The following is a 25,323-nucleotide window of genomic DNA, read 5'->3' as shown; positions in this document are numbered from 1 at the left end:
GCTTAGAGATCGAAGGTCGCCCAGATCGGCGCATGGTCGGACGGCTTTTCCATGCCGCGGATCTCGTAATCGATGCCGGTATCGGTGCAGCGCGTAGCCAGTGCAGTGCTTGCCAGCACCAGATCGATACGCAGCCCGCGGTTATCGTCAAAACCTTTTGAACGGTAATCAAACCACGAAAAACGATCCTGGGTATCCGGATTGGCCGCACGGAAAGTATCCACCAGCCCCCAGCCCTGCAAACGGGCCATCCACTCGCGTTCTTCCGGCAGGAACGAACATTTGCCAGTACGCAGCCAGCGCTTGCGGCTGTCTTCACCGATGCCAATGTCCAGATCCGTCGGGCTGATGTTGACATCGCCCATCACCAGCACCGGGCTGTCTTTGCTGAGATCGTTTTCCAGAAAATCCTGGAGATCCTGATAAAACTTCGCTTTCGCCGGGAATTTGGTGGGATGGTCGCGGCTTTCTCCCTGCGGGAAATAACCGTTGATTACCGTGATATTGCCGAGTGGCGAGGCTAATTCCGCCATGATAATACGACGCTGCGCTTCTTCGTCATCGCCAGGAAAGCCGCGACGCACCGATACCGGCGTGTCGCGGGTCAACAGCGCCACGCCGTAGTGGCCTTTCTGACCATGATAAAAGACGTTGTAGCCCAGCTTCGCCACCTCTTCGAGGGGGAACATATCGTCATGGACTTTTGTCTCCTGCAGGCCAATCACATCGGGCTGATGCTTGTCGATAATCGCTTGCAGTTGATGAGGACGGGCGCGCAGGCCGTTGATATTAAAAGAGACAAATTTCATAGTCGCTGCCACTTAGCAATAAATTGTGCAGGGATGGTAGCAGAAAATTCCCCGCGTTACGCCACAGCGCCGTGCTTTTCTGTACATGGCTGCAACAGGTGTCGTCGATGGTGCCGATCCCGCCCCGCTTTGGTGCATTGCGCCCTGAAAAAGGGCGCGGCACGCGATCACCTTCCGCGTAAGATCACAATTCCAGAATTATATTTTATCAATGCATAAAATTTCCTGGCGATCCGCCCGGTACCTGGAAATGCCTTAAAATTATTCACTTATTATGCAGATAAAGTGAATATCGTTTGGTTTTAAGTCGTTGATATTTCGACCACGCCCCGCGGTTATGCATTTTTATCGCTGGATGGCACGAACCGTGCAATCTACATTAACAGCGCAAACAATCATAATTATTAACATCTCAACAACCTTTTATTTACCGGATGAGGTCGCCATGTCCCACTCAATTACGCGTGAAAACTTTGATCACTGGATGCTGCCGGTTTACGCTCCGGCTCCCTTTATTCCGGTTCGCGGCGAAGGCTCCCGCCTGTGGGATCAGGAAGGAAAAGAGTATATCGATTTTGCCGGTGGCATTGCGGTGAATGCCCTCGGTCACGCTAACCCGGCGCTGTGTCGCGTGCTCAGCGAACAGGCGGCGAAGTTCTGGCACACCGGCAATGGCTACACCAATGAACCGGCGCTGCGTCTTGCCAAACGCCTGATTGATGCCACCTTTGCCGATCGCGTGTTCTTCTGTAACTCCGGGGCGGAAGCCAACGAAGCCGCGCTGAAGCTGGCGCGCAAATATGCTCACGACCACGCCGGCGCGCAGAAAAGCGGCATTGTGGCCTTTAAAAATGCGTTTCATGGTCGCACGCTGTTTACCGTCAGCGCCGGTGGACAGCCTGCCTATTCAAAAGATTTTGCGCCGCTGCCGCCGGATATTCGCCATGCGGAATTCAATAACCTCAACGCTGCCCGGGCGCTGATTAACGATGACACCTGTGCGGTGATCGTCGAGCCGATGCAGGGTGAGGGCGGTGTAGTACCCGCAGAGGCAGCATTCTTAAAAGGCCTGCGTGAGCTGTGCGATAAGCATCAGGCGCTGTTGATTTTTGATGAAGTACAGACCGGCGTCGGGCGTACCGGAGAGCTGTATGCCTATATGCATTACGGCGTCGAGCCGGACGTGCTGACCACCGCGAAAGCGCTCGGCGGCGGTTTCCCGATTGGCGCGATGCTGACCCGCGAGGCGTTTGCCGCGGTGATGGTGGTCGGTACGCATGGCACCACCTACGGCGGTAACCCGCTGGCGACGGCGGTGGCAGGCGAGGTGCTGACAATAATCAACCAGCCTGCTTTTCTCGACGGTGTGAAACAGCGCCACCAGTGGTTTGTCGAACAGTTGCAGGCGATCAATACCCGTCATGCGCTGTTTAAAGAGATCCGCGGCCTGGGTCTGCTGATTGGCTGCGAGCTGACGGCGGAACATGCCGGTAAAGCCAAACTCATTTCGCAACTGGCGGCGACAGAGGGCGTAATGGTGCTGATTGCCGGGGCGAACGTGCTGCGCTTTGCGCCCGCGTTGAATATCAGCGAAGAGGAAGTGCGTCACGGCCTTGAACGGCTGGCGCGCGCCTGTGAACGCTACCTGGCAGGAGAAAGCCTATGATGGTGATCCGCCCGATTGAACACAGCGATCTTCCGGCCCTGATGCGTCTGGCCGGCAAAACCGGCGGCGGGCTGACCTCGCTGCCGGCGGATGAAGCCACGCTCTCCGCACGCATTGAGCGTGCACGCAAAACCTGGCAGGACGAACTGCCGCCGGGGGAACAGGGTTACGTGTTCGTGCTGGAAGAGACACAGAGCGGCACCGTTGCCGGGATCTGCGCCATCGAAGTGGCGGTGGGGCTTAACGATCCCTGGTACAACTACCGCGTCGGCACGCAGGTGCACGCCTCCAAAGAGCTGAACGTCTACAACGCCCTGCCGACGCTGTTTCTCAGTAACGATCACACCGGCAGCAGCGAGCTGTGCACCTTGTTCCTCGACGCCGACTGGCGCAAAGAGGGCAACGGCTACCTGTTGTCGAAATCCCGCTTTCTGTTTATGGCCGCTTTCCGCCATCGCTTTAACGAAAAAGTGGTGGCGGAGATGCGCGGTGTGATCGACGAAACCGGCTACTCGCCGTTCTGGGAAAGTCTCGGCAAACGCTTCTTCTCCATGCCGTTCAGCCGTGCCGACCACCTGTGCGGTACCGGGCAGAAAGCCTTTATCGCCGAGCTGATGCCCAAGCATCCTATCTATACCCATTTCCTGTCGGAAGAAGCGCAGGCGGTGATCGGTGAAGTGCATCCGCACACAGCGCCCGCTCGTGCGGTGCTGGAAAAAGAGGGTTTCCGCTACCGTCACTATATCGACATCTTTGACGGCGGCCCGACGCTGGAGTGCGATATTGACCGTGTACGGGCGATCCGCAAAAGCCGTCTGGTAGAGGTGGCCGAAGGGCAGCCCGCGCCAGGGGAGTGGCCCGCGTGTCTTGTGGCAAACGAACAGTACCAGCAGTTCCGCGCCATGCTGGTAAATGCCGATCCCGATACCCATCGTCTGCTGCTGAGTGCCGCCCAGATGGACGCCCTGAAATGTCGCGCCGGGGAGCAGGTTCGCCTGGTCCGTCTGTGTGCAGAGGAGAAAACACAATGAATCTTTGGATCAATGGCGACTGGATCAGCGGTCAGGGCGAACAGCGGGAAAAAAACGATCCGCTCACCCGCGAGACACTGTGGCAGGGACGCGATGCCGATGCCGCACAGGTTGCAGACGCCGCGCGCGCGGCACGGGCCGCGTTTCCGGCCTGGGCGCAGCAACCTTTCAGCGCCCGCCAGGCCATCGTTGAGAAATTTGCGGCGCAGCTGGAGGCTAACAAAGCCAGCCTGACGACAATCATTGCGCGGGAAACCGGCAAACCGCGCTGGGAAGCCGCCACCGAAGTGACCGCCATGATCAACAAAATCGGCATCTCGGTGAAGGCGTACCACACCCGCACCGGCGAGCAGCACACCGCCATGCCGGACGGGGCCGCCACGCTGCGTCACCGTCCTCACGGCGTGCTGGCAGTGTTCGGGCCGTATAACTTCCCCGGGCATCTGCCGAACGGGCATATCGTCCCGGCGCTGCTGGCTGGCAACACGGTGATCTTCAAACCGAGCGAGCTGACGCCGTGGAGCGGCGAAGCGGTAGTGAAACTGTGGCAGGAGGCCGGACTGCCGCCTGGCGTACTGAATCTGGTGCAGGGCGGGCGCGATACCGGCCAGGCGCTGAGCCAGCTTGCCGATCTCGACGGACTGCTGTTTACCGGCAGTGCCAGCACCGGTTTTCATCTGCACCGCCAGCTTGGCGGCCAGCCGGAGAAGATCCTCGCACTGGAAATGGGCGGCAATAACCCGCTGATTGTCGAAGAGGTGGATGACATTGATGCCGCCGTGCATCTCACTATTCAGTCGGCGTTTGTGACCGCCGGACAGCGCTGCACCTGCGCCCGTCGTCTGCTGGTGAAACGCGGCGCGCAGGGGGATGCCTTTCTTGCGCGGCTGGTGGAGATCGCCGGACGCATTATGCCGGGGGCCTGGGACGCCGAGCCGCAACCCTTTATGGGTGGCCTGATTTCCCCTCAGGCGGCAGAGGCGGTGTATACCGCCTGGCAGGCCCATGAGGCGCGGGGCGGCAAAACGCTGCTGGCACCGCGGCTGATCAAACCCGGCACTTCATTGTTAACGCCGGGCATTATCGAACTGACCGACGTGGCAGAGGTGCCGGATGAAGAAGTCTTCGGCCCGCTGCTTGGCGTCTGGCGCTATGACACCTTTGACGACGCCATTCATCTCGCCAACGCCACCCGTTACGGGCTGGCCTGCGGGCTGATCACGCCGTCGCGGGAAAAATTCGACCAGTTACTGCTACAGGCGCGCGCCGGGATCGTCAACTGGAACAAGCCGCTCACCGGTGCGGCCAGCACCGCGCCGTTTGGTGGCGTGGGCGCATCCGGTAACCATCGCCCGAGCGCCTGGTATGCGGCAGATTACTGCGCCTGGCCGATGGCAAGCCTCGAGTCGCCAGGCCTTGCGCTACCGGAAACCCTCAGCCCGGGGCTGGATTTTAGCCGGGAGGAGAGGCCATGACCGCACGCGAAGTTAACTTTGACGGTCTGGTGGGGTTGACGCACCACTACGCCGGGCTATCTTTCGGTAACGAGGCCTCCACCGCGCACCGTTTTCGCACCTCTAACCCGAGGCTGGCGGCGAAGCAGGGCTTGCTCAAGATGAAAGCGCTGGCGGATCTGGGATTTGCGCAGGCGGTGATCCCGCCTCATGAACGCCCGAACATCGCGGTATTACGTCAGCTGGGATTTACCGGCAGCGATGAGCAGGTGGTCGCCAGGGCGGCGGCGCAGACCCCGGAACTGCTGTCGGCGGCCAGCTCCGCCTCGCCGATGTGGGTGGCGAATGCCGCCACGATTTGCCCCTCGGCAGATGCCCTTGATCATAAAGTGCATCTGACGGTGGCAAACCTGAACAATAAATTCCACCGCGCTACGGAAGCGCCGACGACGGAAGCCTTGCTGCGCGCCATCTTCCGCGATGAAGGGCATTTTTTAGTGCACGGTGCGCTGCCGCAGGTGGCGCGTTTTGGCGACGAAGGGGCGGCGAACCATAACCGCTTCAGCCGTGCGTATGGCGAGTCGGGCGTGCAGCTTTTTGTCTACGGGCGGGAAGAGAACGGACATGCTGCGCCTGAGCGTTACCCGGCGCGGCAAACGCTGGAAGCCAGCCAGGCGGTGGCGCGGCTGAATCAGGTGGATCCCGCGCGGGTGATGTTCGCCCAACAGAACCCCACGGTAATCGACGAAGGGGTGTTCCATAATGATGTGATCGCCGTGTCTAACGGTACGCTGCTGTTCTGCCACGAACGCGCCTTTGTGCAACAGCGCGGGCTGATGACCCGGCTGGCGGAGCAGGTGCCGGGCTTTCAGACCATCGAAGTGCCGCAGGCGCAGGTCTCGGTCAAAGAAGCGGTGAGCAGTTACCTGTTTAACAGCCAGTTACTGAGCCGCGATGATGGTACCATGCTGCTGGTGGTGCCGCAGGAGTGTCGTGAGCAGGCGAACGTCTGGCGCTATCTGAATGACATGCTGGCCGGGGATAATCCGCTGCGCGAGTTGCGGGTGTTCGATCTGCGCGAAAGCATGTCTAACGGCGGCGGTCCGGCCTGTCTGCGCTTGCGGGTGGTATTAAATGAGGCGGAACAGCAGGCGGTAAATCCGGCGGTCATGATGAACGATACGCTGTTCGCGGCGCTGAATGGCTGGGTGGATCGCTACTACCGTGACCGTCTCACCCAGGCCGATCTTGCCGATCCGCAGTTGCTGCGCGAAGGGCGGGAGGCGCTCGACAGGCTGACGCAGTTACTGGATTTGGGATCGGTTTATCCGTTCCAGCAATAAGGAGCGACGATGGAGAATTTTCTTACCCAGACCCTGAGCGGCCGCGCGCCGGAAAATCCGTGGGGGCAAAACGAGATACTGCGCTGGCACTGGCGTGCAGAAGGGATCCTTGAGCTGATCCCGCATCAGCCAACGGAAAAATCACTGGTGTTGTCGGCGGGCATTCACGGCAATGAAACCGCCCCGGTGGAGATGCTGGACAACCTGCTGACGGCGCTGATGCACGGCGACACGCCATTGCGCTGGCGCATGCTGGTGATCCTCGGCAACCCGCCTGCGCTGCGTGCCGGTAAACGCTATCTGCACAGCGATCTGAATCGTATGTTTGGCGGGCGCTGGCAACAGTTTGCCCACAGTGTGGAAACGGTGCGCGCGCTACAGCTGGAGCAAGCGATCAGCCGTTTTTACGCCGCCCAGCCCGCAGGCGATCGCTGGCATCTGGATCTGCATACCGCCATTCGTGGCTCGCATCACCCGCGCTTTGGCGTGCTGCCGCAGCGCGACACGCCGTGGGATGAGGCCTGGCTGCGCTGGCTGGGTGATGCAGGGCTTGAGGCGCTGGTCTTTCATCAGACGCCGGGCGGCACCTTAACCCATTACAGCTGTGAGCGTTTTGCCGCGCTGGCCTGCACGCTTGAACTGGGAAAAGCGCTGCCGTTTGGCGAAAACGATCTGCATCAGTTCGCCACCACGCTACACGCCATTCAGGCGCTGATGGGCGATAATCCGCCTCCTGCAGCCAGCAGCGCGCCGCTACGCTATCGCGTGGCGCAACAGCTGACCCGCCACAGCGATGCTTTCAGGCTGCACATGTCCGCTGAGACGCTGAACTTCACGCCATTTGCTGCCGGGACGCTGCTCGCTGAAGACGGCGAGACGCGCTACGTGGCGCAGGCGGCGACGGAATATGTGTTATTCCCTAATCCGCAGGTTGCCATGGGGCTTCGCGCGGGTCTGATGCTGGAACGGTTGCCCTGACGTCGCTGTTATTTTTCCCGCCAATGAGCGCCTGCGTAAAAATAAAAAGGGCGATGCGGTCAGACGATACAGAATTATCTGACAACATTGCTTTATTATTATACGGCGCTCAGGTATCATTCTTCACAATCTCTTTTAAATCAGTATCCTGAATAATTTTCGTTGCAACTCTCCACGCTTTTTCCTTATTTTCTTCATAATTGGTCGTAATTTGTTTTTTCCCCTTTCAATGCTTTACTGTTGCTCTGATTATTTGACGAAAAACGCCGTAAAGTGAACTTCGTCAACACGGCATTACGCCGAAAGAATAACTGAAAGAAGGAATACATTATGCGTAAATTGACCGCTCTGTTTGTTGCCTCTACCCTGGCGATGGGTGCTGCTAATCTGGCCCATGCTGCTGATACCACCGCAGCCCCGACTGACAGCAAGCCGATGATGCACCACAAAGGCAAGCCGGGTATGCATCACGATATGATGTTTAAAGATCTGAACCTGACCGACGCCCAGAAACAGCAAGTGCGTGAGATCATGAAAAGCCAGCGCGACCAGATGAAGCGCCCGAGCGTGGAAGAACGCCGCGCGACCCATGACATCATCGCCAGCGATACCTTTGATAAAGCGAAAGCCGAAGCCCAGATTGCGAAGATGGAAGACCAGCACAAAGCCCGTATGCTGGCGCACATGGAAACCCAGAACAAGATTTACAACATTTTAACGCCGGAACAGAAAAAGCAATTTAATGCCAATTTTGAGAAGCGTCTGACAGAACGTCCGGCCGCAGAAGGTAAAATGCCAGAATCCGCTGAATAAAACCGCGAACGTTACTAAGACCGCCGGACCTGTCCACAAACGCCTTTAAGGCTGTGGGCAGGTCCGGCGGTTTTTCTTTTGTCCCCCCCTTTGCCCCTCGCCTGCGACACGGTATGCTCTGTACCTTATTACGCAAAACTACATCTTTATCATGCTGTTAAAAAATATATTATAAGATGCCACGCCATCGCTAAGGCATTACCCATCCGCTGCCGATAACCTGTGTGGCAAGATGAAAAGATGATAACAGTGCGCGGCGGTTGGCTGCGGCGCAGGCGCGCATAACGCGCCATTCAGGAGTGATGATGGAATATTTTGATATTCGCAAAATGGCGGTGAACCTGTGGCGCAACGGGGCAGGCGAAACCCGTGAGATTTGCTGTTTCCCGGAAGCGACGCGGGATTTTCACTGGCGCGCCAGTATTGCATCCCTGGCGGCAAACGGTGAGTTTCCGCAATTTCAGGGGGTGGATCGCGTGATCACGCTGATCGAGGGCGGGGAAGTGACCCTCGACGGGGGAAATGCGTTTTGTCATACCTTAAAACGCCTGCAGCCTTTCTCTTTTTCAGGCGAACAGCCGATCAAGGTGCAGTTGCACGACGGGCAGATGTCAATGGATTTTAATATCATGACCCGTCGCGAATACTGCCAGGCCAAAGTGCGCGTGGCGGATCGCACCTTCACCACCTTTGGCTCGCGCGGCGGGGTAGTTTTTGTACTCAGCGGTGCCTGGCAACTGGGGGATAAACTGCTGACGGCAGATCAGGGTGCCAGTTGGCAGGAGGGCAGTCATACCTTGCGTTTACTGAAATCGGAAGGACAACTGCTGTACAGCGAAATTACCTGGCTGCCGGGTCATTAAGCCCCTGAACCGGCAGGCGATTGCCGGTTCAGGGGGCGGTCCAGGGTAACTCATGAATGTCCATGATCCCCGCCATCAACGGCTTGCAGAGAATTTTGTAGCCATCCTGATCGAAACCAGCAGGCGTTTTTAACAGCGACGGCGCATCGTCAAGCGAGGCGACCGAACCCAGCCAGTACCAGTTGTGAATAATGTGATACTGCGTCATTTCACCGCTGCTTTCCCGCAGCGCCACCGGACCACGCCACGGCCAGCACACCAGCTGCATGCGGGTCATGGCATCCCGCAGACGCTGATGATGCGCCTCAACGCTCTCTTTACCGCAGCACGCCCCCGCACAACGATTTAACGCCGAACGAAAACAGGCGCGACCGCGGCTGAGCGATTCCAGTCCCAGCAGGCCGTAACACAGCTTGTGTTCATCGGCGATAGACTGCAACGTTTGCAGCGCCGCGTGGCGATTAGCAAACAGCCCGTACAGTCCCTGCTGCGAGGAAAAATCCACCTCTTTGGCGTAGATCACCTCGGGCTTGTCGCTGTCGAACCGCAGCGAGCAGAGCTGGCGGTTGCGGCGCAGCCGCTTGTTAAACAGCGGCTGTTGTTCTTTGATCAGCTGCGCTTCCAGCAATAACGCACCGATTTCCCCGGCGGTGAGGATCCAGGTGATGCGCCGCGACTGACGCAGCATCGAGGCTTCGTCCGGGGTACGCAAATGCGACAACACCCGGCTGCGAATATTGATGCTTTTACCGATATAGAGCGGCATGGTGTCGCTTTCGCCATGGAAGAAATAGACGCCGGGATGTTTGGGCAATGCTTCCAGCCACGGGCGAAGATGTTCGGGGTATTCATAAATGGCCGCCGCTTCAAACTGCAGGCGCGGGGCTGATTGACGCCTTACCACATTAGACTCCTGATACTGTTTACTTATCCAGTGTAGCAGCCAAAGCGAGGCGAAAAAAGAGGCGGCTTGCGCCGCCTGGTGAGATTAAACCCTGATGGTGAGCTTTTGCCGGGTGGCGCTGCGCTGACCCGGCCTACAAATCAAGGATTTGCTATTTTTTCCAGAAGTCGTCAAAAACCGTCACCGGCAGGCGGCGTTTGTGTTCGGTTTTCAGATACCAGCCTTCGATGGTGCGCGCATGGCTGTCATCAATGGTTTTGCCTTCCAGATAATCGTCGATCATTTCATAGGTCACGCCGAGTGCGACTTCATCCGGCAGTGCAGGGCGATCGTCTTCCAGGTCGGCAGTCGGCGCCTTTTTGTACAGGTGCTCCGGGCAGTTTAACTGCGCCAGCAGTTGCTTACCCTGACGCTTGTTCAGACGGAACAGCGGGTTGATGTCGGTGCCGCCATCGCCATATTTGGTGTAGAACCCGGTGACGGCTTCCGCCGCATGGTCGGTACCCACCACCACGCCTTTGCTCATACTTGCAATGCTGTACTGCGCTTTCATACGCTCACGCGCTTTCTCGTTGCCGCGCACGAAATCGCTTAATTCGATACCCGCGTCGCGCAGAGCCTGCTCGCTTGCCAGCACGGCGGCTTTGATGTTCACCACCAGCACGCGATCCGGCTTGATAAAGTTAATGGCATCCTGGCAGTCCTGCTCATCCGCCTGCACGCCGTGGGGCAGACGAACCGCGATAAAGGTATAGTCTTTATCGCCGGTTTCCTGACGCAGTTCGCTAATCGCCATCTGGCAGAGCTTGCCGGCCAGCGTGGAATCCTGTCCTCCGCTGATCCCCAGCACCAGCGACTTCAGAAAGGGGTGCGCTTTCAGATATGATTTTAAAAAATCCACGCTACGGCGAATTTCTTCTTCTGCATTGATGCGCGGCGAAACGCCCAGCGCCTGAATAATCTCTTGTTGCAGCGTCATGACAACACTCTCCGTCTGTCGCCCTTGCGGGCAGATTTTAAGTAACAATCTTTTCAAATTAACCCGTTGTGGCCCAAACGACAAGGCGCGACGGCGCAGGTGACACAAATAACAACGTTTTGTTTGCCTCTGTCGGATTTATTAGATTTTTCTTAAAGTTATGCCAATACGTTCATGAGGTTGAAAAAAGTTATTTTATATTCCAGGCTTAGTTAACGCGCTGATACACAAGCGGATAACAAGAGGAAGGATGAATATGAACAAGAAACTCGCAGGAATTCTGGGTACCGCAGCCGTAATGACCATGCTGGCAGGGTGTACTGCTTACGATCGCACCAAAGATCAGGTTGCCACGCCAGTGGTAAAAGACGTTAAGAAAGGCATGAGCCGTGCACAGGTAATGCAGGTTGCCGGTAAGCCTTCTTCTGAAGTGAGCATGATCCACGCACGTGGCACCTGCCAGACCTATATCCTGGGTCAACGTGATGGCAAAACTGAAACTTACTTCGTTGCGCTGGACGAAACCGGTCATGTGCTGAACTCCGGTTACCAGACTTGTGCGGAATACGATACTGACCCGCAGGCACCGAAGTCTTAATTTTTTAAGCCTGAGCAATATAAAGACACCGGCCATCGTGCCGGTTTCTTTTTGCCCGAAAATCTTATTTCTTGTCGCGAATTATTCGCCGAATATGTGAAGGCTATCATCATACCAGGTCAATGAGAGACAATTAGGGTTAGTCACGGATTATCGCCCGCAGGCGGGATGCTGTATATTTTCTTCAACCAGAAACAAAAGTAACTCAAGGGTTAACGAGTTATCCCAGTCATCAGCAAACACGTTGCCTGCACGGCCTGCGTGCTGCGGTTGAAACGTAAGGAAGGTTGTGATGGAAAAGAAACATATCTATCTGTTTTGCTCAGCGGGCATGTCCACCTCGCTGCTGGTGTCCAAAATGCGTGCACAGGCAGAGAAGTATGAAGTACCGGTGGTGATCGATGCCTTTCCAGAAACCCTGGCCGGTGAAAAAGGTCCACAGGCCGATGTTGTGCTGTTAGGCCCGCAAATCGCCTATATGCTGGCTGAAATTCAACGTCTGTTACCCAATAAACCTGTCGAAGTTATAGATTCACTCCACTACGGCAAAGTCGATGGTCTGGCTGTACTGAAAACGGCTGTCGCGGCCATTAAGAAAGCAGCAAATTAATTTTATTTATTTTCCCGTCAAAGAGTTATTTCACTTACTTCTGCCGCAATAATTTATTGCGGCTTTTAAGGACTTTTCTATGAGCAAGGCAATTGATTCGCTGGAGAAAATGCTGATCCCTGTTGCTGTCAGAATAGGAAAACAACCGCACGTCAACGCCATTAAAAATGGCTTTATACGTTTAATGCCATTAACCCTTGCAGGGGCGATGTTCGTCTTAATTAATAACGTATTTTTAAGTTTTGGCGATGGATCCTTTTTTTACTCATTAGGCATTCGTTTAGATGCGTCGACCATTGAAACCCTGAATGGTTTTAAGGCCATCGGCGGCAACGTTTATAACGGTACCTTAGGGATTATGTCGCTGATGGCGCCATTTTTTATTGGGATGGCGCTGGCCGAAGAGCGAAAAGTCGATCCGCTGGCGGCCGGATTATTATCCGTCGCGGCGTTTATGACAGTCACCCCCTACAGCGTGGGTGAAGCCTATGCCGTTGGCGCGAACTGGCTCGGCGGGGCGAATATTATTTCCGGTATTATTATTGGTCTTGTGGTCGCGGAGATGTTTACCTTTGTGGTGCGCCGTAACTGGGTGATCCGCCTGCCGGACAGCGTTCCCGCTTCGGTATCCCGTTCCTTCTCCGCGCTGATCCCGGGCTTTTTGATCCTCTCGGTGATGGGCATTATTGGCTGGGGGCTAACCGCCTGGGGGACTAACTTTCATCAGGTCATTCTCGACTCCGTGTCGAAACCGCTCTCTTCAATGGGCAGCGTAGTCGGCTGGGTATACGTCATTTTCAACTCGCTGTTGTGGTTCTTCGGTGTGCACGGTTCGCTGGCGCTGACGGCGCTGGAAAGCGGCGTCATGACGCCCTGGGCGCTGGAAAACATGGCGATCTACCAGCAGTACGGTTCCGTTGACGCGGCATTGGCGGCGGGCAAAACCTTCCACGTCTGGGCTAAACCGATGCTGGATTCTTACGTGCTGCTGGGCGGTTCGGGTGCCACGCTGGGGCTTATCATCGCTATCTTTATCGGTTCCCGCCGGGCGGATTACCGGCAGGTGGGTAAGCTGGCGTTACCGTCCGGTATTTTCCAGATCAACGAACCTATTCTGTTCGGTCTGCCGATTATCATGAACCCGGTGATGTTTATCCCGTTCGTGCTGGTGCAGCCAGTGCTGACGGGCATCATGCTGGCGGCCTACTACATGGGCATTATTCCGCCGGTCACCAACATCGCGCCCTGGACCATGCCAACCGGACTCGGGGCCTTCTTTAACACCAATGGCAGCGTGGCGGCCCTGTTGCTGGCCCTGTTCAACCTTGGCATCGCCACCCTGATTTACCTGCCATTCGTGATGGTGGCCAACAAAGCGCAGGCGGTCATTGATGAAGAAGAAAGCGAAGAAGATATTGCCAACGCCCTAAAATTTTAAGCCTGACGGCGCAGGCGAAGTCTGCCTGCGCCGGACTGACATGAGGAACACCGTATGTTTAATCTGGATGATGTTGTTGAAACCGAGCTTGCCGCGGATGAACTTGAAGAAGTGGTGATGGGGCTTATCATTAACTCGGGTCAGGCGCGCAGCCTTGCTTATGCCGCGCTAAAGCAGGCCAAGGCGGGTGATTTCGCGGCGGCGCAGCAAACCATGGCGCAGTCGCGCACCGCGCTTAACGAAGCCCATCGCGTACAGACGCAGCTGATTGAGAACGATCAGGGTGAGGGGCGCATGAAGGTCAGCCTGGTGCTGGTGCATGCGCAGGATCACCTGATGACCTCGATGCTGGCGCGCGAACTGATTGCCGAATTGATTGAGCTGCACGAGAAAGTGCACTAAAAGAGGAGCTACCCCATGATGCAGCCACAGGTGAACGCGATGGAAATCAAAACCGCACGGGAACAGCAGCTGTTCAATGGCCGGAATTTTCACGTCTTCATCTATAACAAAGTGGAGAGCATCAGCGGGCTGCACCAGCACGACTATTACGAATTCACCATCGTGCTGACCGGTCGCTACTATCAGGAGATCAACGGCAAACGCGTACTGCTGGAGCGGGGCGACTTTGTGTTTATCCCGATGGGATCGCACCATCAAAGCTTCTATGAATTCGGCGCGACGCGCATTCTCAACGTCGGCGTCAGCAGGCAGTTTTTTGAAGAGCACTATTTGCCGCTGCTGCCGTTCTGCTTTGTCGCGTCGCAGGTCTATCACGTGAAAAGTGCCTTTCTCACCTGGATTGAATCGGTGATCGCCTCGCTTAATTTTCGCGATAACGAATTCAATGAGTTTATCGAAGTGGTGACCTTTTATATCGTCAACCGGCTTCGTCATCACCGGGAAGAGGTGGTGCAGGGGGATATTCCGCAGTGGCTGAAAACTACCGTGGAAGAGATGCACGACAAAATGCAATTTGGCGAAAATGCGCTGGAAAATATGGTGAAATTATCCGGTAAGACGCAAGAGTATTTAACGCGCGCCACCCAGCGCTATTACAGTAAAACACCGATGCAGATCATCAATGAGATCCGCATTAATTTTGCCAAGAAGCAGCTGGAAATCACCAATTACTCCGTCACTGATATTGCTTATGAGTCCGGTTACAGCAGTCCCGGTTTATTTATTAAGACGTTCAAGAAAGTAACGTCCTTTACGCCAGGCAGTTACCGGAAACACCTCACCGTTATTAACTGATTAATGCACGCCATTCATATTGGGCAGTGCCAGAGAGAGATGTTATGAATAAAAAACTGAAGGTCGTCACCATTGGTGGCGGCAGCAGCTATACGCCGGAACTGGTTGATGGTTTTATTAAACGCTATCACGAACTGCCGATCGACGAATTATGGCTGGTGGATGTAGAAGACGGACAGGAAAAGCTAAATATTATTTTTGATCTGTGCCAGCGCATGATCCAGAAAGCCGGTGTGCCAATGACGCTGCACAAAACCCTCGATCGCCGTGCGGCACTGCAGGGCGCGAGTTTTGTTACTACCCAGTTGCGCGTCGGTCAGTTGCAGGCGCGCGAAATGGACGAGCGTATTCCGTTAAGCCACGGCTATCTCGGTCAGGAAACCAACGGCGCAGGCGGCCTGTTTAAAGGGCTGCGTACCATTCCGGTGATTTTTGACATCATCCGCGATGTGGAAGCGATCTGCCCCGACGCCTGGGTGATCAACTTCACCAATCCGGCAGGCATGGTGACGGAGGCGGTGTATCGTCATACCGGCTTTAAACGTTTTATCGGCGTGTGCAACATCCCCATCGGCATGAAGATGTTTATTCGCGATGTGCTGAGCCTCACCGATGACGATGAGCTGGGTATCGATCTGTTCGGCCTCAATCATATGGTGTTCATCAAGGATGTGCTGGTTAACGGCGAGTCGCGCTTTGCGGAGCTGCTGGACGGCGTGGCCTCCGGCAGGCTGACGGCGAACTCGGTGAAGAACATTTTCGATCTGCCGTTCAGCGAAGGGCTGATCCGCGCACTCAATCTCCTGCCATGCTCCTATCTGCTGTACTACTTCAAGCAAAAAGAGATGCTGGCCATCGAGATGGGTGAATTCTACAAAGGCGGCGTGAGGGCGCAGGTGGTGCAGAAGGTCGAGAGGCAGCTGTTTGAGCTGTATAAAGATCCGGCGCTGGCAGTGAAGCCGAAAGAGCTGGAGCAGCGCGGCGGGGCGTACTATTCCGATGCGGCCTGCGAAGTCATCAACGCCATTTACAACGACAAGCAGGCGGAGCATTACGTTAACGTGCCCCATCACGGGCATATCGATAACATCCCCGCGGACTGGGCGGTAGAGATGACCTGCATCCTCGGGCGTGACGGCGCGACGCCGCACCCGCGCGTGACGCATTTCGATGACAAGGTTATGGGCTTGATCCATACCATTAAAGGCTTCGAAATTGCGGCCAGCCAGGCGGCATTAAGCGGCGAGTTTAACGATGTATTGCTGGCGTTAAATTTAAGCCCGCTGATCCACTCCGACAAAGACGCAGAAATCCTCGCCCGTGAACTGCTGCTGGCGCACCAGAAATGGCTGCCGCGCTTCGCGAAAACCATCGACGGTTTTAACGCTAAGGGGTGACCTATGGAACGGTTATTGATCGTCAATGCCGATGATTTTGGACTGTGCAGGGCGCAAAACTACGGCATTGCGGAGGCGTGTATCAACGGCGTGGTGACGTCAACCACAGCGATGATGAACGCGCCGGCGGTGGAGCATGCGGCAGCGCTCAGCCGCTCGCTGCCTGAACTTGCGGTCGGTATGCACTTTGTGCTGACGCTTGGCACGCCGTTAAGCCCGATGCCGGGACTGACGCGCAACGGTGAGCTGGGGAAATGGCTGTGGGAGTTGGCGGAGCAGGGCGAATTGCCGCTGGCGGAGATTGAGCAGGAGCTGGCGTGTCAGTATCAGCGCTTTGTCGACTGTTTTGGATGCCAGCCGACGCATATCGACAGCCATCATCATGTGCATATGCTGCCGCAGATTTTCCCGCGGGTGGCGGCCTTTGCGGCTGAGAAGGGCGTCGGGCTTCGCATCGACCGCGAGGTGGCGAAGCTGCATGACCTGACGCCCGGCGCGGTGCGCAGCAGCGACGGCTATTCCAGCGGCTTTTACGGGAATGATATTTCTGACGCGCTGTTTCTGTCGGTGCTTGATGCGTCCACTGCCCGTGGCGAACAGTCGCTGGAGATAATGAGCCATCCGGCGTTTATTGATAATACGCTGCTTGCCAGCAGTTATTGCTGGCCACGGCTGAAAGAGCTGGAGGTGCTGACCTCGCCCTCGCTGAAAGATGCGATAGCGGAGCGGGGGTATCGGCTGGGCTCGTGGTGGGATTTGCCATAACAGGTGATGCCCGGCGGCGCGTTGCTTGCCGGGCCTACAGTACGTTACGAAGCGAATCAGGTCGGGTAAGCGCCAGCGCCCTCAGGTCCGGTATCGCAGGCCGGGTAAGCGTCAGCGCCACCCGGCATCTTCTTTCAACTACGCCGGGATCTTGCTGATTTTACTTGATCGCGCCCAGACGCGGTGCCCCGCCAGTTGCAGCAGGAAATCATCCATCCATGCTTGCGTGACACTGTCACCTTCTGTAATGCCTTCCTCACCCTGCGCATCCACTTTCAGCACTGCTTTAAACGCCCGCGCATCGCCGGCCAGCGCAATCGGCTTCAGGTGTTTATAGGCTTCCAGCAGATAATAACTGGCATCGCCATTATCCAGCAGACTGGCTGGATTTCCGCCGGGCACCAGGACGCCATCTACGGTCAGCGACGGTGAACCAGCAAAGGTGGCGGCGATCGGCACCTGCGAACCATCGTCGGCCGTCACTTCGCCCATGCGCGAATAGAGCAGCTTCGCGTGCACGCCTTTCGCCTTTAAGCCCTGCAACAGGGTATACAGCTGGCTGGCGGAGACGGTGTCATTCAGCAGCACCGCCACCACGCGGCCTTTCAGCGTGCCATCTGGAATGGCATACAGGCTAAGAGACGGATCTTTTTTCAGGCCGCTGACATCCTGCGGCGGCGCAATATTGCGTTGATCGTCGGTCAGCGTGATGCCGAGATGGTGTGCGACCGCCTGCGCCAGGGTGATGTCGATATGCGCCAGCTGGTCTACTACCCGCTCGCGGATATAAGCACGCGCCACTTTGCCCAGCTCAAAGCTGAAGGCGTCGATAATATGCTGCTGCTCAAACGGCGTCTGGCTCTGCCAGAATAGGCGCGGATGCGCGTAATATTCGCCAAAGGAGGGGCTGCGCTCGCGAATTTTATGACCTTCGACGCGCTCCTGATGCGACTCAAATCCCCCGCGCTGCGGCGCAGGCGGCGTTTCACGCGGCCAGTTGTCGTTAATCGAGTTTGGCTCGTAGTTCGCCGGATTGGTGTCGATGTCCATGCGGTGCATGCCATCGCGCTGGAAATTGTGATACGGGCAGGTCGGGCGGTTAATCGGGATTTCGTGGAAGTTTGGCCCACCGAGACGGCTGATCTGCGTGTCGGTGTAGGAGAACAGTCGCCCTTGTAACAGGGGATCATTGGTGAAATCAAGCCCCGGCACAATGTGTCCAGGATGGAACGCCACCTGTTCGTTTTCGCTGAAGAAATTATCCGGGTTACGGTTAAGCACCATTTTGCCGACGCGCTGTACCGGCACCAGCTCCTCCGGGATCAGCTTAGTAGGATCGAGCAGGTCAAAATCAAATTTGAACTCATCTTCTTCCGCAATCAACTGGAGTCCCAGTTCGTATTCCGGGAAATCCCCGGCTTCGATGGCTTCCCACAGCTCGCGGCGATGGAAATCCGGATCGCGGCCGGTCAACTTTTGCGCTTCGTCCCACACCATCGAGGCTTTACCCGCCAGCGGTTTCCAGTGGAAGCGCACAAAGGTCGCTTTGCCTTCCGCGTTAATCATCCGGAAGGTATGGATCCCGAAGCCTTCCATGGTGCGGTAGCTGCGCGGAATACCGCGATCCGACATCGCCCACATCACGTTGTGCAGAGTTTCCGGTTGCAGCGACACATAATCCCAGAAGGTATCGTGGGCGCTTTGCCCCTGCGGGATCGCCCAGTGCGGTTCGGGTTTTACCGCATGCACAAAGTCCGGGAATTTATGCGCGTCCTGAATAAAAAACACCGGCGTGTTATTGCCGACCAGATCGAAAATCCCCTCGTCGGTATAAAACTTGGTGGCAAAGCCGCGGATGTCGCGCACGGTGTCTGCCGATCCTGCGCCGCCCTGTACGGTAGAGAAGCGGACAAAGACCGGGGTAATTTTATCGGGATCGGCAAGGAAGCTGGCTTTGGTAATGTCGCTCAATGCGCGATAGGGCTGAAAATAGCCGTGCGCCGCAGAGCCACGGGCGTGGACGATACGCTCGGGAATGCGCTCATGGTCAAAGTGGGTGATCTTCTCGCGCAGGATAAAATCTTCCAGCAGCGTCGGACCGCGCTGACCGGCACGCAGGGAATTCTGGTCATTGGCAATGCGCACGCCCTGGTTGGTGGTCAGCGGAAAATTCTCGCCGCCCTTACGGAAGCTTTCAAGCGCCTTGAGTTTTTCGTTAGAGGTATCCGGTGCTTTCAGGCTGCCAGGGGCGGTAGGTTGCGCGCCGGGCGGCGTAGGTACGGGATCCGCCTGATGGGAATTATCTTCCGGGGCCAGAGAGTCCAGGCCTGGGCGGGCGGCGCGGTCATCGTGGACCGGGGCATGATGATTTTTGGGGTGACTATCAGAGTGCGACATTGAACAAATCTCCTGTTTTCGCTGCGGGGTCATGGCATTGAAACTGGCCGTTTTTACGTCAAATTCACTCTAACTATAGAACAGCACACGACTTTTCACCGTAGCGTGTTACTGACAAAAATGAGCCGGGCGGCGGCGGAAAAAAGGCGAGGCGCGACGAGCAGGGGCAGTTTCGGCTATGATGGGAATTGCCTGTTTGTGGAATTTGTACTTAGTGAATCCTGGCTTATGAAATCATTGCGTCAACAAAATCGTCGAGTTATCAGCTATGTGCCACGCGTCGAGCCTGCCCCGCCTGACCATGCCTCTAAGGTCGATGGTTTTCGCGATGTCTGGCTGCTGCGCCGCGGGAAATACGTTGCTTTTGTGCTGATCGCTGAGCGTTTTTGTCGTTCACCGGTCTTCAGCGAGCCGGCCGCCGCCCAGCGCTGGGCTGAACAGATGCGACAGGAAGGGGAAGTGGAGCAGGATTGAAAGCGTCCGGGCGGGAAGAGCACGCCCGGCAGACTACGTTGCCGCCGGGCGATCAGAGCTTAACGATGCGCCAGTTCGGCGTTGTCGTCACTGTCCAGAATAGTTTTGTCGGTCTGCTTCAGCCACTGGCTGGTCAGCGTACCGGCGGTCATTGATCCGCTGACGTTCAGCGCCGTACGACCCATGTCGATCAGCGGCTCAACGGAGATCAGCAGCGCAACCAGCGTGACCGGCAGCCCCATCGCAGGCAGCACGATCAGCGCAGCGAAGGTTGCACCGCCACCCACACCGGCCACACCCGCCGAGCTGAGGGTCACAATACCCACCAGGGTGGCGATCCACACCGGATCCAGCGGGTTAATCCCCACCGTCGGCGCAACCATTACCGCCAGCATTGCCGGATACAGACCTGCGCAGCCGTTCTGACCAATAGTGGCACCAAACGAGGCGGCGAAGCTGGCAATGGATTCCGGCACGCCCAGGCGACGGGTTTGCGCTTCCACGTTCAGCGGAATCGACGCGGCGCTGGAGCGGCTGGTGAAGGCAAAGGTCAGCACCGGCCACACTTTACGGAAATATTTCAGCGGGCTGATGCCGTTTGCGCCCAGCAGGATGCCGTGCACCACGAACATGATCGCCAGTCCCAGGTAAGAGGCCACAACGAAGCTGCCGAGCTTGATGATGTCCTGCAGGTTGGAACCCGCCACCACTTTGGTCATCAGCGCCAGCACGCCGTACGGCGTCAACTGCATCACCAGACGCACCAGCTTCATGACCCAGCTTTGCAGGGTATCGATGGCGGTCAGCACGCGCTGGCCTTTCGGCGCATCATCTTTCAGCAGTTTCAGCGCAGCCACACCGAGGAAAGCGGCAAAGATCACCACGCTGATGATTGAGGTCGGGCTGGCACCGGTCAGATCGGCAAACGGATTTTTCGGCACGAACGACAGCAGCAGCTGCGGCACGGTCAGATCCGCCACTTTACCGGCATAGTTCGTCTGGATAGCCGCGAGGCGCGCACTTTCCGCAGTGCCCTGGACCAGGCCTTCGGCGGTCAGACCAAACAGGTTGGTGACCAGCACGCCCACCAGCGCTGAAATCAGCGTGGTAAACAGCAGGGTGCCGATGGTCAGGAAGCTGATTTTACCCAGCTGCGAGGCGTTGTGCAGACGCGCCACGGCACTGAGAATAGAAGCAAAGACCAGCGGCATGACGATCATCTGCAGCAGTTGAACGTAGCCGTTGCCGACAATGTTGAACCACTGAACAGAGTCTTTCAGTACCGGGTTATCGGACCCGTAAATGGCCTGCAGCGCAAAGCCAAACACCACGCCGATCACCAGACCGACCAGTACTTTTTTCGCGAGGCTCCACTGTTTGTGGCGGGTTTGCGCCAGCAGGAACAGCAAAGCCACGAACACCACGATGTTCGCGATTAATGGAAAATTCATCCCCAATCTCCTGAGCTGATTTTTTATGACAGGCGGCAGAACGCCTTACTTGTTGGCGGAAGAGTAGCAGAAGTGTGATGTGACGCTTATATCCAAATGGAATGGATTATATTCAAATGCCCTTTATTGCCGGATTATTGACCGAACTGTTCATGGATTAAGCGATTGTATTCCATTTGCAGGGTGTTGATCATCTGGGATGACCAGCGCACGGCACTGTTTTCGGTCATGGTTTGCGGCATAAATACCGCCCAGGTGAACAGCGCCATGCAGAGCACGCGCTCCAGTTGATTGCCTTTTTGCGGCATCAGGATCGGCAGGCGGAACCGCCAGCGGCAGGGCCACAGCAACGGCACGCCCGCAGGGGTCAGCATATCGGCGAGGATATGACTCAGATAGCCGAGCACCAGCCCCTGTAAGGCATCGGCGGGCACCAGCCAGCTGTCGGGTACTTTCAGCATAAACAGCGTCAGGGCAATAAACACCGCCAGCAGACTGTGCGTAAAGCCGCGATGCCCGAAGGCCCGGGCAATGGGTTTGGAGATCCATTTCAGACGCTGGCCGAGGAATGATTTCGGGTGGTCAATATCCGGCAGCAGACAGGTGAGAATGGCCGACGGGACAATATGCCACCAGTCCCCCTGCGCAAGCACAGGCGTCAGCTCGGCGTTTTTGGCAAACACCGCGCAGGCTATCGAAAAAAGAAGGTGGCCTTCCGCCGTCATGATTGCACTCACTAAACTGTCGAAGTATACAGTATAGGGTTTTTATACAGTAGGCGGAAGAGGTGACGGTGTAACTGTTTATCTCAAAACGCGACTTAACGCGCCAGCCAGCCGCCGTCCACTGCCAGCGTGTAGCCGTTGACATAATCCGCAGCGCTGGAGGCGAGAAAAACTGCCGGGCCTTTCAGATCGTCAGGTGTCCCCCAGCGGGCGGCGGGGATGCGGCTGAGGATCTCGTCATTGCGCTGCGCATCTTCCCGTAATTGCTGCGTATTGTTCGTCGCCATATAACCCGGCGCGATGGCATTGACGTTAATTCCGTGCGTGGCCCATTCGTTTGCCAGCAGGCGGGTGAGGCCGAGCACACCACTCTTTGAGGCGGTATAGGAGGGGACGCGAATGCCGCCCTGAAAAGAGAGCATGGAGGCAATATTAATGATTTTTCCGCCGCCGCCCTGGGCAATAAATTGTCTTGCTACCGCCTGGCAGAGAAAGAAGGTGGCTTTCAGGTTAAGGTTAAGGACGTCATCCCAGTCCTGTTCGCTAAATTCCAGCGCATCCGCCCGACGAATAGTGCCCGCGTTATTGATCAGAATATCAACGCGCCCCATGCGGCTGACGGCCTCCTGCACCAGCGTGTCGTAGGAGGATTGCTGGCTAAGGTCGGCCTGGATCGCCGTAAAACGTCGCCCGAGCGCGATGACCTTTTGTTCGGTATCGTGCGGGTATTTGCGATTGATACCGACAATGTCGCAGCCTGCCTCCGCAAGCCCAAGGCTCATACCTTGTCCCAGCCCTGTGTCACAGCCGGTCACGATGGCAACTTTACCGCGTAAACTGAAAGCTTCCCGTATCATATTCACCTCAATTGTGCTGATGACGCAGGCAGACGCGCCTGATTGTGATGAGCATAGAAGGAAGGGATCTGAAAAACAAATTAAAGTGAAATGATGTTTCAATATAATTGACGCGGGTAACAGAACGGCGTCTGCTACCCGCAATACGTTTAACCGCGCAGGTGCGAGACGGTCAGCTCAGCCAGTGAGGTCAGCTTCACATCGGCAAGCGCATAACGCGGATCCTGCTGATTTTCTTCTTCCGGTACGACAATTGAGCGCATACGCGCGGCCTTCGACGCAATCATGCCGTTGACCGAGTCTTCAAGCGCCACGCACGTGAGCGGATCGACGCCCAGCTTCGCGGCGCAATCCAGATAGACCTGCGGATGCGGTTTGCTGTACGCCAGCGTACCGGCGGAGGCGAGGGCATCAAAGCTGTCGGTCAGCTCAAAGAGGGCGAGCACTTTTTCCAGCATATGCAGCGGCGAGGCCGACGCCAGACCCACTTTCAGTCCTTGCGCCTTACAGAGCGCCAGCGCTTCACGCACCCCCGGTAGCAACGGGCGTTCTTCTTCCACCAGCGCCACGGCGCGGGAAATAATACGCTGCGTGACCTCATGACGATCCGGGCCGCTCCACGGCTGCTGGGCGTACCAAAGATCCACCACCATATCAATGCGCAGACCGAGCGTATCGGGCAGTTCATTGCGGCGAGTAATATCCACGCCCAGACTTGCCATGACCTCCAGTTCAGCACGATCCCAGAGCGGTTCTGAGTCGATGAGTAATCCATCCATATCGAAAATTGCAGCAAGAATTTGACGCGGGGTAGACATTAATACCTCTCCTTATTGGGGCGGGTGTCAGGGGATTATGGCTTACTCCTCATCATACCGCCTCTAAAGAACAGGCGAAAATGAATATGACAGGGTAAACTTAGGCGCAAATGGAACGTCTTTAACAAGGGGAATACATGACGTATCAACAAGCTGGACGCATTGCCGTGCTCAAACGCGTGATGGGTTGGGTTATTTTCATCCCGGCCTTTATTTCAACATTGATTTCCGTGCTGAAGTTTATGTACGAGCACAGCGAAAAGCAGCCTGGCATCAGCGCAGTGATGCAGGATTTCGCCCATGTGATGATCGAGATGATGCGTTTTAATACGCCGTTCCTGAATTTCTTCTGGTACAACTCACCGCTGCCGGACTTCCATCAGCAGCTGAATATCGGTTTTTGGATCATTTATGCGCTGATTTTTGTTGGCCTGGCGTTGCAGGCGTCCGGCGCGCGTATGAGTCGACAGGCGCGCTTTCTGCGGGAAAACGTCGAAGACATGGCGATTCTGGAGAATGCCAAAGGCGAGGAAGGCCTTAACCGGGCGCAAATCGAAGCGCGCATTGTGGTGCCGAATCACTCCATTTTCCGCCAGATATTTACCCTCTATATCCTGCCGGTCATTATTATTGTTCTCGGCTATCTGTTCTTTTCACTGCTCGGTTTTCTTTAACGCTTGCTGGCATGGCCGGGTGGCGCTGACGCTTACCCGGCACTTACGTTAACACCTCATGCCGCAAGCACGCGCTCCAGTGCTTTTTGCGCCGTCGCCAGATGCGGCCCGCCAAATAAAATCGCACGGTTGAGCAGGGTATAAAGCTGGTACAGCGGCTGGCGATCGAGGAATCCGGCGGGAAGTGGCGAAACGGACTGGTACCCATCGTAGATCTGCGGCGGCTGATCCGGGTGTAGCGGCAGCATCGCCAGATCGCACTCACGATCGCCCCAGTAGCAGGCGGGATCGTAAATATAAGGCCCGTCCGGCCCCAGCGCGCAGTTATCAGACCACAGATCGCCATGCAGCAGGGCCGCTTGCGGCTGATGTGACGCCAGTCGCTGCTTTACGTGATCCACAATAGCGTCGATATTGCCGAACTCCAGCCCCTTTTCAGCGGCCAGCTCCAGCTGCCAGCCGATCCGCTGCTCGGCAAAAAACGTCGACCAGCGACGCTGCCAGGCGTTCGGCTGCGGCGTGGTGGAGAGGTCGTTATCAAAATCCAGTCCGAACTGCGGCTGATCGCTCCACAGATGGAGACGGGCAAGCTGCTGGCCTAATAAAAACGCATTATGCGCATCAAGGGGACGAGCGGGGAGATAATCCATCACCAGAAAACAGTAATCGCGATCAGCACCCACAGCCCAGACATGGGGGACGCTGACGGTCTGACTTCGTGAAAGCAGTTCAAGCTGGTCGGCTTCCGCCGTAAAGATGGGTAATAACTCGCGGTTATCGCATTTAACAAAAAAATCGCGCCCGGCGTAGCGCAGATGCCAGGCGGCGTGGATCTCACCACCGGGCAGTTCGCGCCGGAACTCGATTTCCCCTTCGCCAAAGGGTTCACTCAACAGACGACTTATCGCTTGCCACATGATGTCTCTCCCCATGTTATCTGTCAGATCATAAGGTTAGCGCACTAATGCGGGACAAAATAAGAACTCACGCACACCTGAGCCGCCTGCTGTGTGCAATGGCAC

At 56.4% G+C, this 25,323-nt stretch carries 25 protein-coding genes and 1 pseudogene; 17 read left to right on the top strand and 9 right to left on the bottom strand.

What is annotated here, in order from left to right; translation table 11 throughout:
* Positions 1-2: 2 nt before the first annotated feature.
* Positions 3-809: an exodeoxyribonuclease III gene (gene xthA, locus KW828_RS01360; RefSeq protein WP_218334653.1), complete on the bottom strand. Its 807-nt coding sequence runs from the start codon at positions 807-809 to the stop codon at positions 3-5.
* Between the two features lie 445 nt (positions 810-1,254).
* Between xthA and KW828_RS01355 the strand changes: the two genes are divergently transcribed.
* The 7 genes from KW828_RS01355 to ves all read left to right on the top strand — a co-directional run bounded on the left by KW828_RS01355 (position 1,255) and on the right by ves (position 8,957).
* Positions 1,255-2,475, top strand: a complete 1,221-nt coding sequence (locus KW828_RS01355; RefSeq protein ID WP_218334652.1) for an aspartate aminotransferase family protein — start codon at positions 1,255-1,257, stop codon at positions 2,473-2,475.
* A complete protein-coding gene (gene astA, locus KW828_RS01350) occupies positions 2,472-3,506 on the top strand; it encodes an arginine N-succinyltransferase (protein ID WP_218334651.1) in 1,035 nt (344 codons plus the stop codon). The genes KW828_RS01355 and astA overlap by 4 nt, the downstream gene beginning before the upstream one ends.
* Positions 3,503-4,981: a succinylglutamate-semialdehyde dehydrogenase gene (gene astD, locus KW828_RS01345; protein WP_218334650.1), complete on the top strand. Its 1,479-nt coding sequence runs from the start codon at positions 3,503-3,505 to the stop codon at positions 4,979-4,981. Before astA ends, astD begins: the two co-directional genes overlap by 4 nt.
* Positions 4,978-6,303 (top strand): N-succinylarginine dihydrolase, encoded by a 1,326-nt coding sequence (astB, locus tag KW828_RS01340; RefSeq protein WP_218334649.1) that lies wholly within the window; start codon positions 4,978-4,980, stop codon positions 6,301-6,303. Before astD ends, astB begins: the two co-directional genes overlap by 4 nt.
* 9 nt (positions 6,304-6,312) lie before the next feature.
* Positions 6,313-7,281, top strand: coding sequence for a succinylglutamate desuccinylase (astE, locus tag KW828_RS01335; RefSeq protein ID WP_218334648.1), 969 nt, complete (start codon positions 6,313-6,315; stop codon positions 7,279-7,281).
* A gap of 330 nt (positions 7,282-7,611) precedes the next feature.
* Positions 7,612-8,094 carry an ATP-independent periplasmic protein-refolding chaperone Spy gene (gene spy, locus KW828_RS01330; RefSeq protein WP_218334647.1) on the top strand — a complete coding sequence of 161 codons (483 nt, stop codon included), beginning with the start codon at positions 7,612-7,614 and terminating at the stop codon, positions 8,092-8,094.
* A 305-nt stretch (positions 8,095-8,399) separates the two neighbouring features.
* Entirely contained in the window at positions 8,400-8,957 is a 558-nt protein-coding gene (gene ves, locus KW828_RS01325; protein ID WP_218335345.1) for an environmental stress-induced protein Ves, read from the top strand.
* A 28-nt stretch (positions 8,958-8,985) separates the two neighbouring features.
* Here ves and cho read toward each other — a convergent pair whose 3' ends face one another.
* Both cho and nadE read right to left on the bottom strand, forming a co-directional pair.
* On the bottom strand, positions 8,986-9,861 hold the full coding sequence (cho, locus tag KW828_RS01320) for an excinuclease Cho (RefSeq protein ID WP_218334646.1): 876 nt from the start codon (positions 9,859-9,861) through the stop codon (positions 8,986-8,988).
* A 151-nt stretch (positions 9,862-10,012) separates the two neighbouring features.
* The gene (gene nadE, locus KW828_RS01315) at positions 10,013-10,840 is read right to left on the bottom strand and encodes an ammonia-dependent NAD(+) synthetase (protein ID WP_218334645.1); all 828 of its coding nucleotides are present in this window, start codon (positions 10,838-10,840) and stop codon (positions 10,013-10,015) included.
* A 256-nt stretch (positions 10,841-11,096) separates the two neighbouring features.
* Between nadE and osmE the strand changes: the two genes are divergently transcribed.
* The 8 genes and pseudogenes from osmE (at position 11,097) to chbG (ending at position 16,905) form a co-directional block, all read left to right on the top strand.
* On the top strand, positions 11,097-11,438 hold the full coding sequence (gene osmE / locus KW828_RS01310) for an osmotically-inducible lipoprotein OsmE (RefSeq protein WP_218334644.1): 342 nt from the start codon (positions 11,097-11,099) through the stop codon (positions 11,436-11,438).
* Positions 11,439-11,730: 292 nt separating this feature from the next.
* Positions 11,731-12,048 carry a PTS sugar transporter subunit IIB gene (locus tag KW828_RS01305; protein WP_218334643.1) on the top strand — a complete coding sequence of 106 codons (318 nt, stop codon included), beginning with the start codon at positions 11,731-11,733 and terminating at the stop codon, positions 12,046-12,048.
* A 6-nt stretch (positions 12,049-12,054) separates the two neighbouring features.
* Positions 12,055-12,117 (top strand): annotated as a pseudogene (locus KW828_RS21820) (hypothetical protein); the annotation flags it as partial.
* 10 nt (positions 12,118-12,127) lie between these two features.
* Positions 12,128-13,486, top strand: a complete 1,359-nt coding sequence (gene chbC / locus KW828_RS01300; protein WP_218334642.1) for a PTS N,N'-diacetylchitobiose transporter subunit IIC — start codon at positions 12,128-12,130, stop codon at positions 13,484-13,486.
* Between the two features lie 54 nt (positions 13,487-13,540).
* Positions 13,541-13,888, top strand: a complete 348-nt coding sequence (chbA, locus tag KW828_RS01295) for a PTS N,N'-diacetylchitobiose transporter subunit IIA (RefSeq protein ID WP_218334641.1) — start codon at positions 13,541-13,543, stop codon at positions 13,886-13,888.
* A 15-nt stretch (positions 13,889-13,903) separates the two neighbouring features.
* Positions 13,904-14,743, top strand: coding sequence for a transcriptional regulator ChbR (gene chbR / locus KW828_RS01290; RefSeq protein ID WP_218334640.1), 840 nt, complete (start codon positions 13,904-13,906; stop codon positions 14,741-14,743).
* A 44-nt stretch (positions 14,744-14,787) separates the two neighbouring features.
* On the top strand, positions 14,788-16,140 hold the full coding sequence (locus KW828_RS01285) for a 6-phospho-beta-glucosidase (RefSeq protein WP_218334639.1): 1,353 nt from the start codon (positions 14,788-14,790) through the stop codon (positions 16,138-16,140).
* 3 nt (positions 16,141-16,143) lie between these two features.
* Positions 16,144-16,905 (top strand): chitin disaccharide deacetylase, encoded by a 762-nt coding sequence (gene chbG, locus KW828_RS01280; RefSeq protein WP_218334638.1) that lies wholly within the window; start codon positions 16,144-16,146, stop codon positions 16,903-16,905.
* 138 nt (positions 16,906-17,043) lie between these two features.
* Here chbG and katE read toward each other — a convergent pair whose 3' ends face one another.
* The gene (gene katE / locus KW828_RS01275) at positions 17,044-19,302 is read right to left on the bottom strand and encodes a catalase HPII (protein WP_218334637.1); all 2,259 of its coding nucleotides are present in this window, start codon (positions 19,300-19,302) and stop codon (positions 17,044-17,046) included.
* 120 nt (positions 19,303-19,422) lie between these two features.
* Between katE and cedA the strand changes: the two genes are divergently transcribed.
* Positions 19,423-19,776 carry a cell division activator CedA gene (gene cedA, locus KW828_RS01270; RefSeq protein WP_218335344.1) on the top strand — a complete coding sequence of 118 codons (354 nt, stop codon included), beginning with the start codon at positions 19,423-19,425 and terminating at the stop codon, positions 19,774-19,776.
* Between the two features lie 59 nt (positions 19,777-19,835).
* On the opposite strand, the gene KW828_RS01265 is transcribed toward cedA, so the two are convergent.
* The 4 genes from KW828_RS01265 to hxpB form a co-directional block, all read right to left on the bottom strand.
* Positions 19,836-21,227, bottom strand: a complete 1,392-nt coding sequence (locus tag KW828_RS01265) for an L-cystine transporter (protein ID WP_218334636.1) — start codon at positions 21,225-21,227, stop codon at positions 19,836-19,838.
* A gap of 134 nt (positions 21,228-21,361) precedes the next feature.
* Positions 21,362-21,952: a metal-dependent hydrolase gene (locus tag KW828_RS01260; RefSeq protein WP_218334635.1), complete on the bottom strand. Its 591-nt coding sequence runs from the start codon at positions 21,950-21,952 to the stop codon at positions 21,362-21,364.
* A gap of 95 nt (positions 21,953-22,047) precedes the next feature.
* A complete protein-coding gene (kduD, locus tag KW828_RS01255; protein ID WP_218334634.1) occupies positions 22,048-22,809 on the bottom strand; it encodes a 2-dehydro-3-deoxy-D-gluconate 5-dehydrogenase KduD in 762 nt (253 codons plus the stop codon).
* A 149-nt stretch (positions 22,810-22,958) separates the two neighbouring features.
* Positions 22,959-23,627, bottom strand: coding sequence for a hexitol phosphatase HxpB (hxpB, locus tag KW828_RS01250; RefSeq protein ID WP_218334633.1), 669 nt, complete (start codon positions 23,625-23,627; stop codon positions 22,959-22,961).
* Between the two features lie 137 nt (positions 23,628-23,764).
* Between hxpB and KW828_RS01245 the strand changes: the two genes are divergently transcribed.
* Positions 23,765-24,301 carry a YniB family protein gene (locus KW828_RS01245; protein WP_218334632.1) on the top strand — a complete coding sequence of 179 codons (537 nt, stop codon included), beginning with the start codon at positions 23,765-23,767 and terminating at the stop codon, positions 24,299-24,301.
* Positions 24,302-24,357: 56 nt separating this feature from the next.
* On the opposite strand, the gene KW828_RS01240 is transcribed toward KW828_RS01245, so the two are convergent.
* Complete coding sequence (locus KW828_RS01240) at positions 24,358-25,218, bottom strand: fructosamine kinase family protein (protein WP_218334631.1); 861 nt, start codon at positions 25,216-25,218, stop codon at positions 24,358-24,360.
* Positions 25,219-25,323 lie beyond the last annotated feature (105 nt).

Source organism: Enterobacter sp. ENT03 (genome assembly GCF_019218745.1).
Lineage (GTDB): Bacteria > Pseudomonadota > Gammaproteobacteria > Enterobacterales > Enterobacteriaceae > Enterobacter_D.
This window is presented reverse-complemented; position numbering and strand designations above follow the sequence as displayed.

Excerpts from the sequence above, each read along its gene's own strand:
- spy (WP_218334647.1), top strand. The coding sequence starts at position 7,612 with ATGCGTAAATTGACCGCTCTGTTTGTTGCCTCTACCCTGGCGATGGGT.
- nadE (WP_218334645.1), bottom strand. The coding sequence starts at position 10,840 with ATGACGCTGCAACAAGAGATTATTCAGGCGCTGGGCGTTTCGCCGCGC.
- astA (WP_218334651.1), top strand. The coding sequence starts at position 2,472 with ATGATGGTGATCCGCCCGATTGAACACAGCGATCTTCCGGCCCTGATG.
- KW828_RS01355 (WP_218334652.1), top strand. The coding sequence starts at position 1,255 with ATGTCCCACTCAATTACGCGTGAAAACTTTGATCACTGGATGCTGCCG.
- chbG (WP_218334638.1), top strand. The coding sequence starts at position 16,144 with ATGGAACGGTTATTGATCGTCAATGCCGATGATTTTGGACTGTGCAGG.
- hxpB (WP_218334633.1), bottom strand. The coding sequence starts at position 23,627 with ATGTCTACCCCGCGTCAAATTCTTGCTGCAATTTTCGATATGGATGGA.
- KW828_RS01285 (WP_218334639.1), top strand. The coding sequence starts at position 14,788 with ATGAATAAAAAACTGAAGGTCGTCACCATTGGTGGCGGCAGCAGCTAT.
- KW828_RS01240 (WP_218334631.1), bottom strand. The coding sequence starts at position 25,218 with ATGTGGCAAGCGATAAGTCGTCTGTTGAGTGAACCCTTTGGCGAAGGG.
- xthA (WP_218334653.1), bottom strand. The coding sequence starts at position 809 with ATGAAATTTGTCTCTTTTAATATCAACGGCCTGCGCGCCCGTCCTCAT.
- astE (WP_218334648.1), top strand. The coding sequence starts at position 6,313 with ATGGAGAATTTTCTTACCCAGACCCTGAGCGGCCGCGCGCCGGAAAAT.
- KW828_RS01245 (WP_218334632.1), top strand. The coding sequence starts at position 23,765 with ATGACGTATCAACAAGCTGGACGCATTGCCGTGCTCAAACGCGTGATG.
- cedA (WP_218335344.1), top strand. The coding sequence starts at position 19,423 with ATGAGCCGGGCGGCGGCGGAAAAAAGGCGAGGCGCGACGAGCAGGGGC.
- astB (WP_218334649.1), top strand. The coding sequence starts at position 4,978 with ATGACCGCACGCGAAGTTAACTTTGACGGTCTGGTGGGGTTGACGCAC.
- ves (WP_218335345.1), top strand. The coding sequence starts at position 8,400 with ATGGAATATTTTGATATTCGCAAAATGGCGGTGAACCTGTGGCGCAAC.
- chbR (WP_218334640.1), top strand. The coding sequence starts at position 13,904 with ATGATGCAGCCACAGGTGAACGCGATGGAAATCAAAACCGCACGGGAA.
- KW828_RS01260 (WP_218334635.1), bottom strand. The coding sequence starts at position 21,952 with ATGACGGCGGAAGGCCACCTTCTTTTTTCGATAGCCTGCGCGGTGTTT.
- astD (WP_218334650.1), top strand. The coding sequence starts at position 3,503 with ATGAATCTTTGGATCAATGGCGACTGGATCAGCGGTCAGGGCGAACAG.
- katE (WP_218334637.1), bottom strand. The coding sequence starts at position 19,302 with ATGTCGCACTCTGATAGTCACCCCAAAAATCATCATGCCCCGGTCCAC.
- KW828_RS01265 (WP_218334636.1), bottom strand. The coding sequence starts at position 21,227 with ATGAATTTTCCATTAATCGCGAACATCGTGGTGTTCGTGGCTTTGCTG.
- KW828_RS01305 (WP_218334643.1), top strand. The coding sequence starts at position 11,731 with ATGGAAAAGAAACATATCTATCTGTTTTGCTCAGCGGGCATGTCCACC.
- kduD (WP_218334634.1), bottom strand. The coding sequence starts at position 22,809 with ATGATACGGGAAGCTTTCAGTTTACGCGGTAAAGTTGCCATCGTGACC.
- osmE (WP_218334644.1), top strand. The coding sequence starts at position 11,097 with ATGAACAAGAAACTCGCAGGAATTCTGGGTACCGCAGCCGTAATGACC.
- chbA (WP_218334641.1), top strand. The coding sequence starts at position 13,541 with ATGTTTAATCTGGATGATGTTGTTGAAACCGAGCTTGCCGCGGATGAA.
- chbC (WP_218334642.1), top strand. The coding sequence starts at position 12,128 with ATGAGCAAGGCAATTGATTCGCTGGAGAAAATGCTGATCCCTGTTGCT.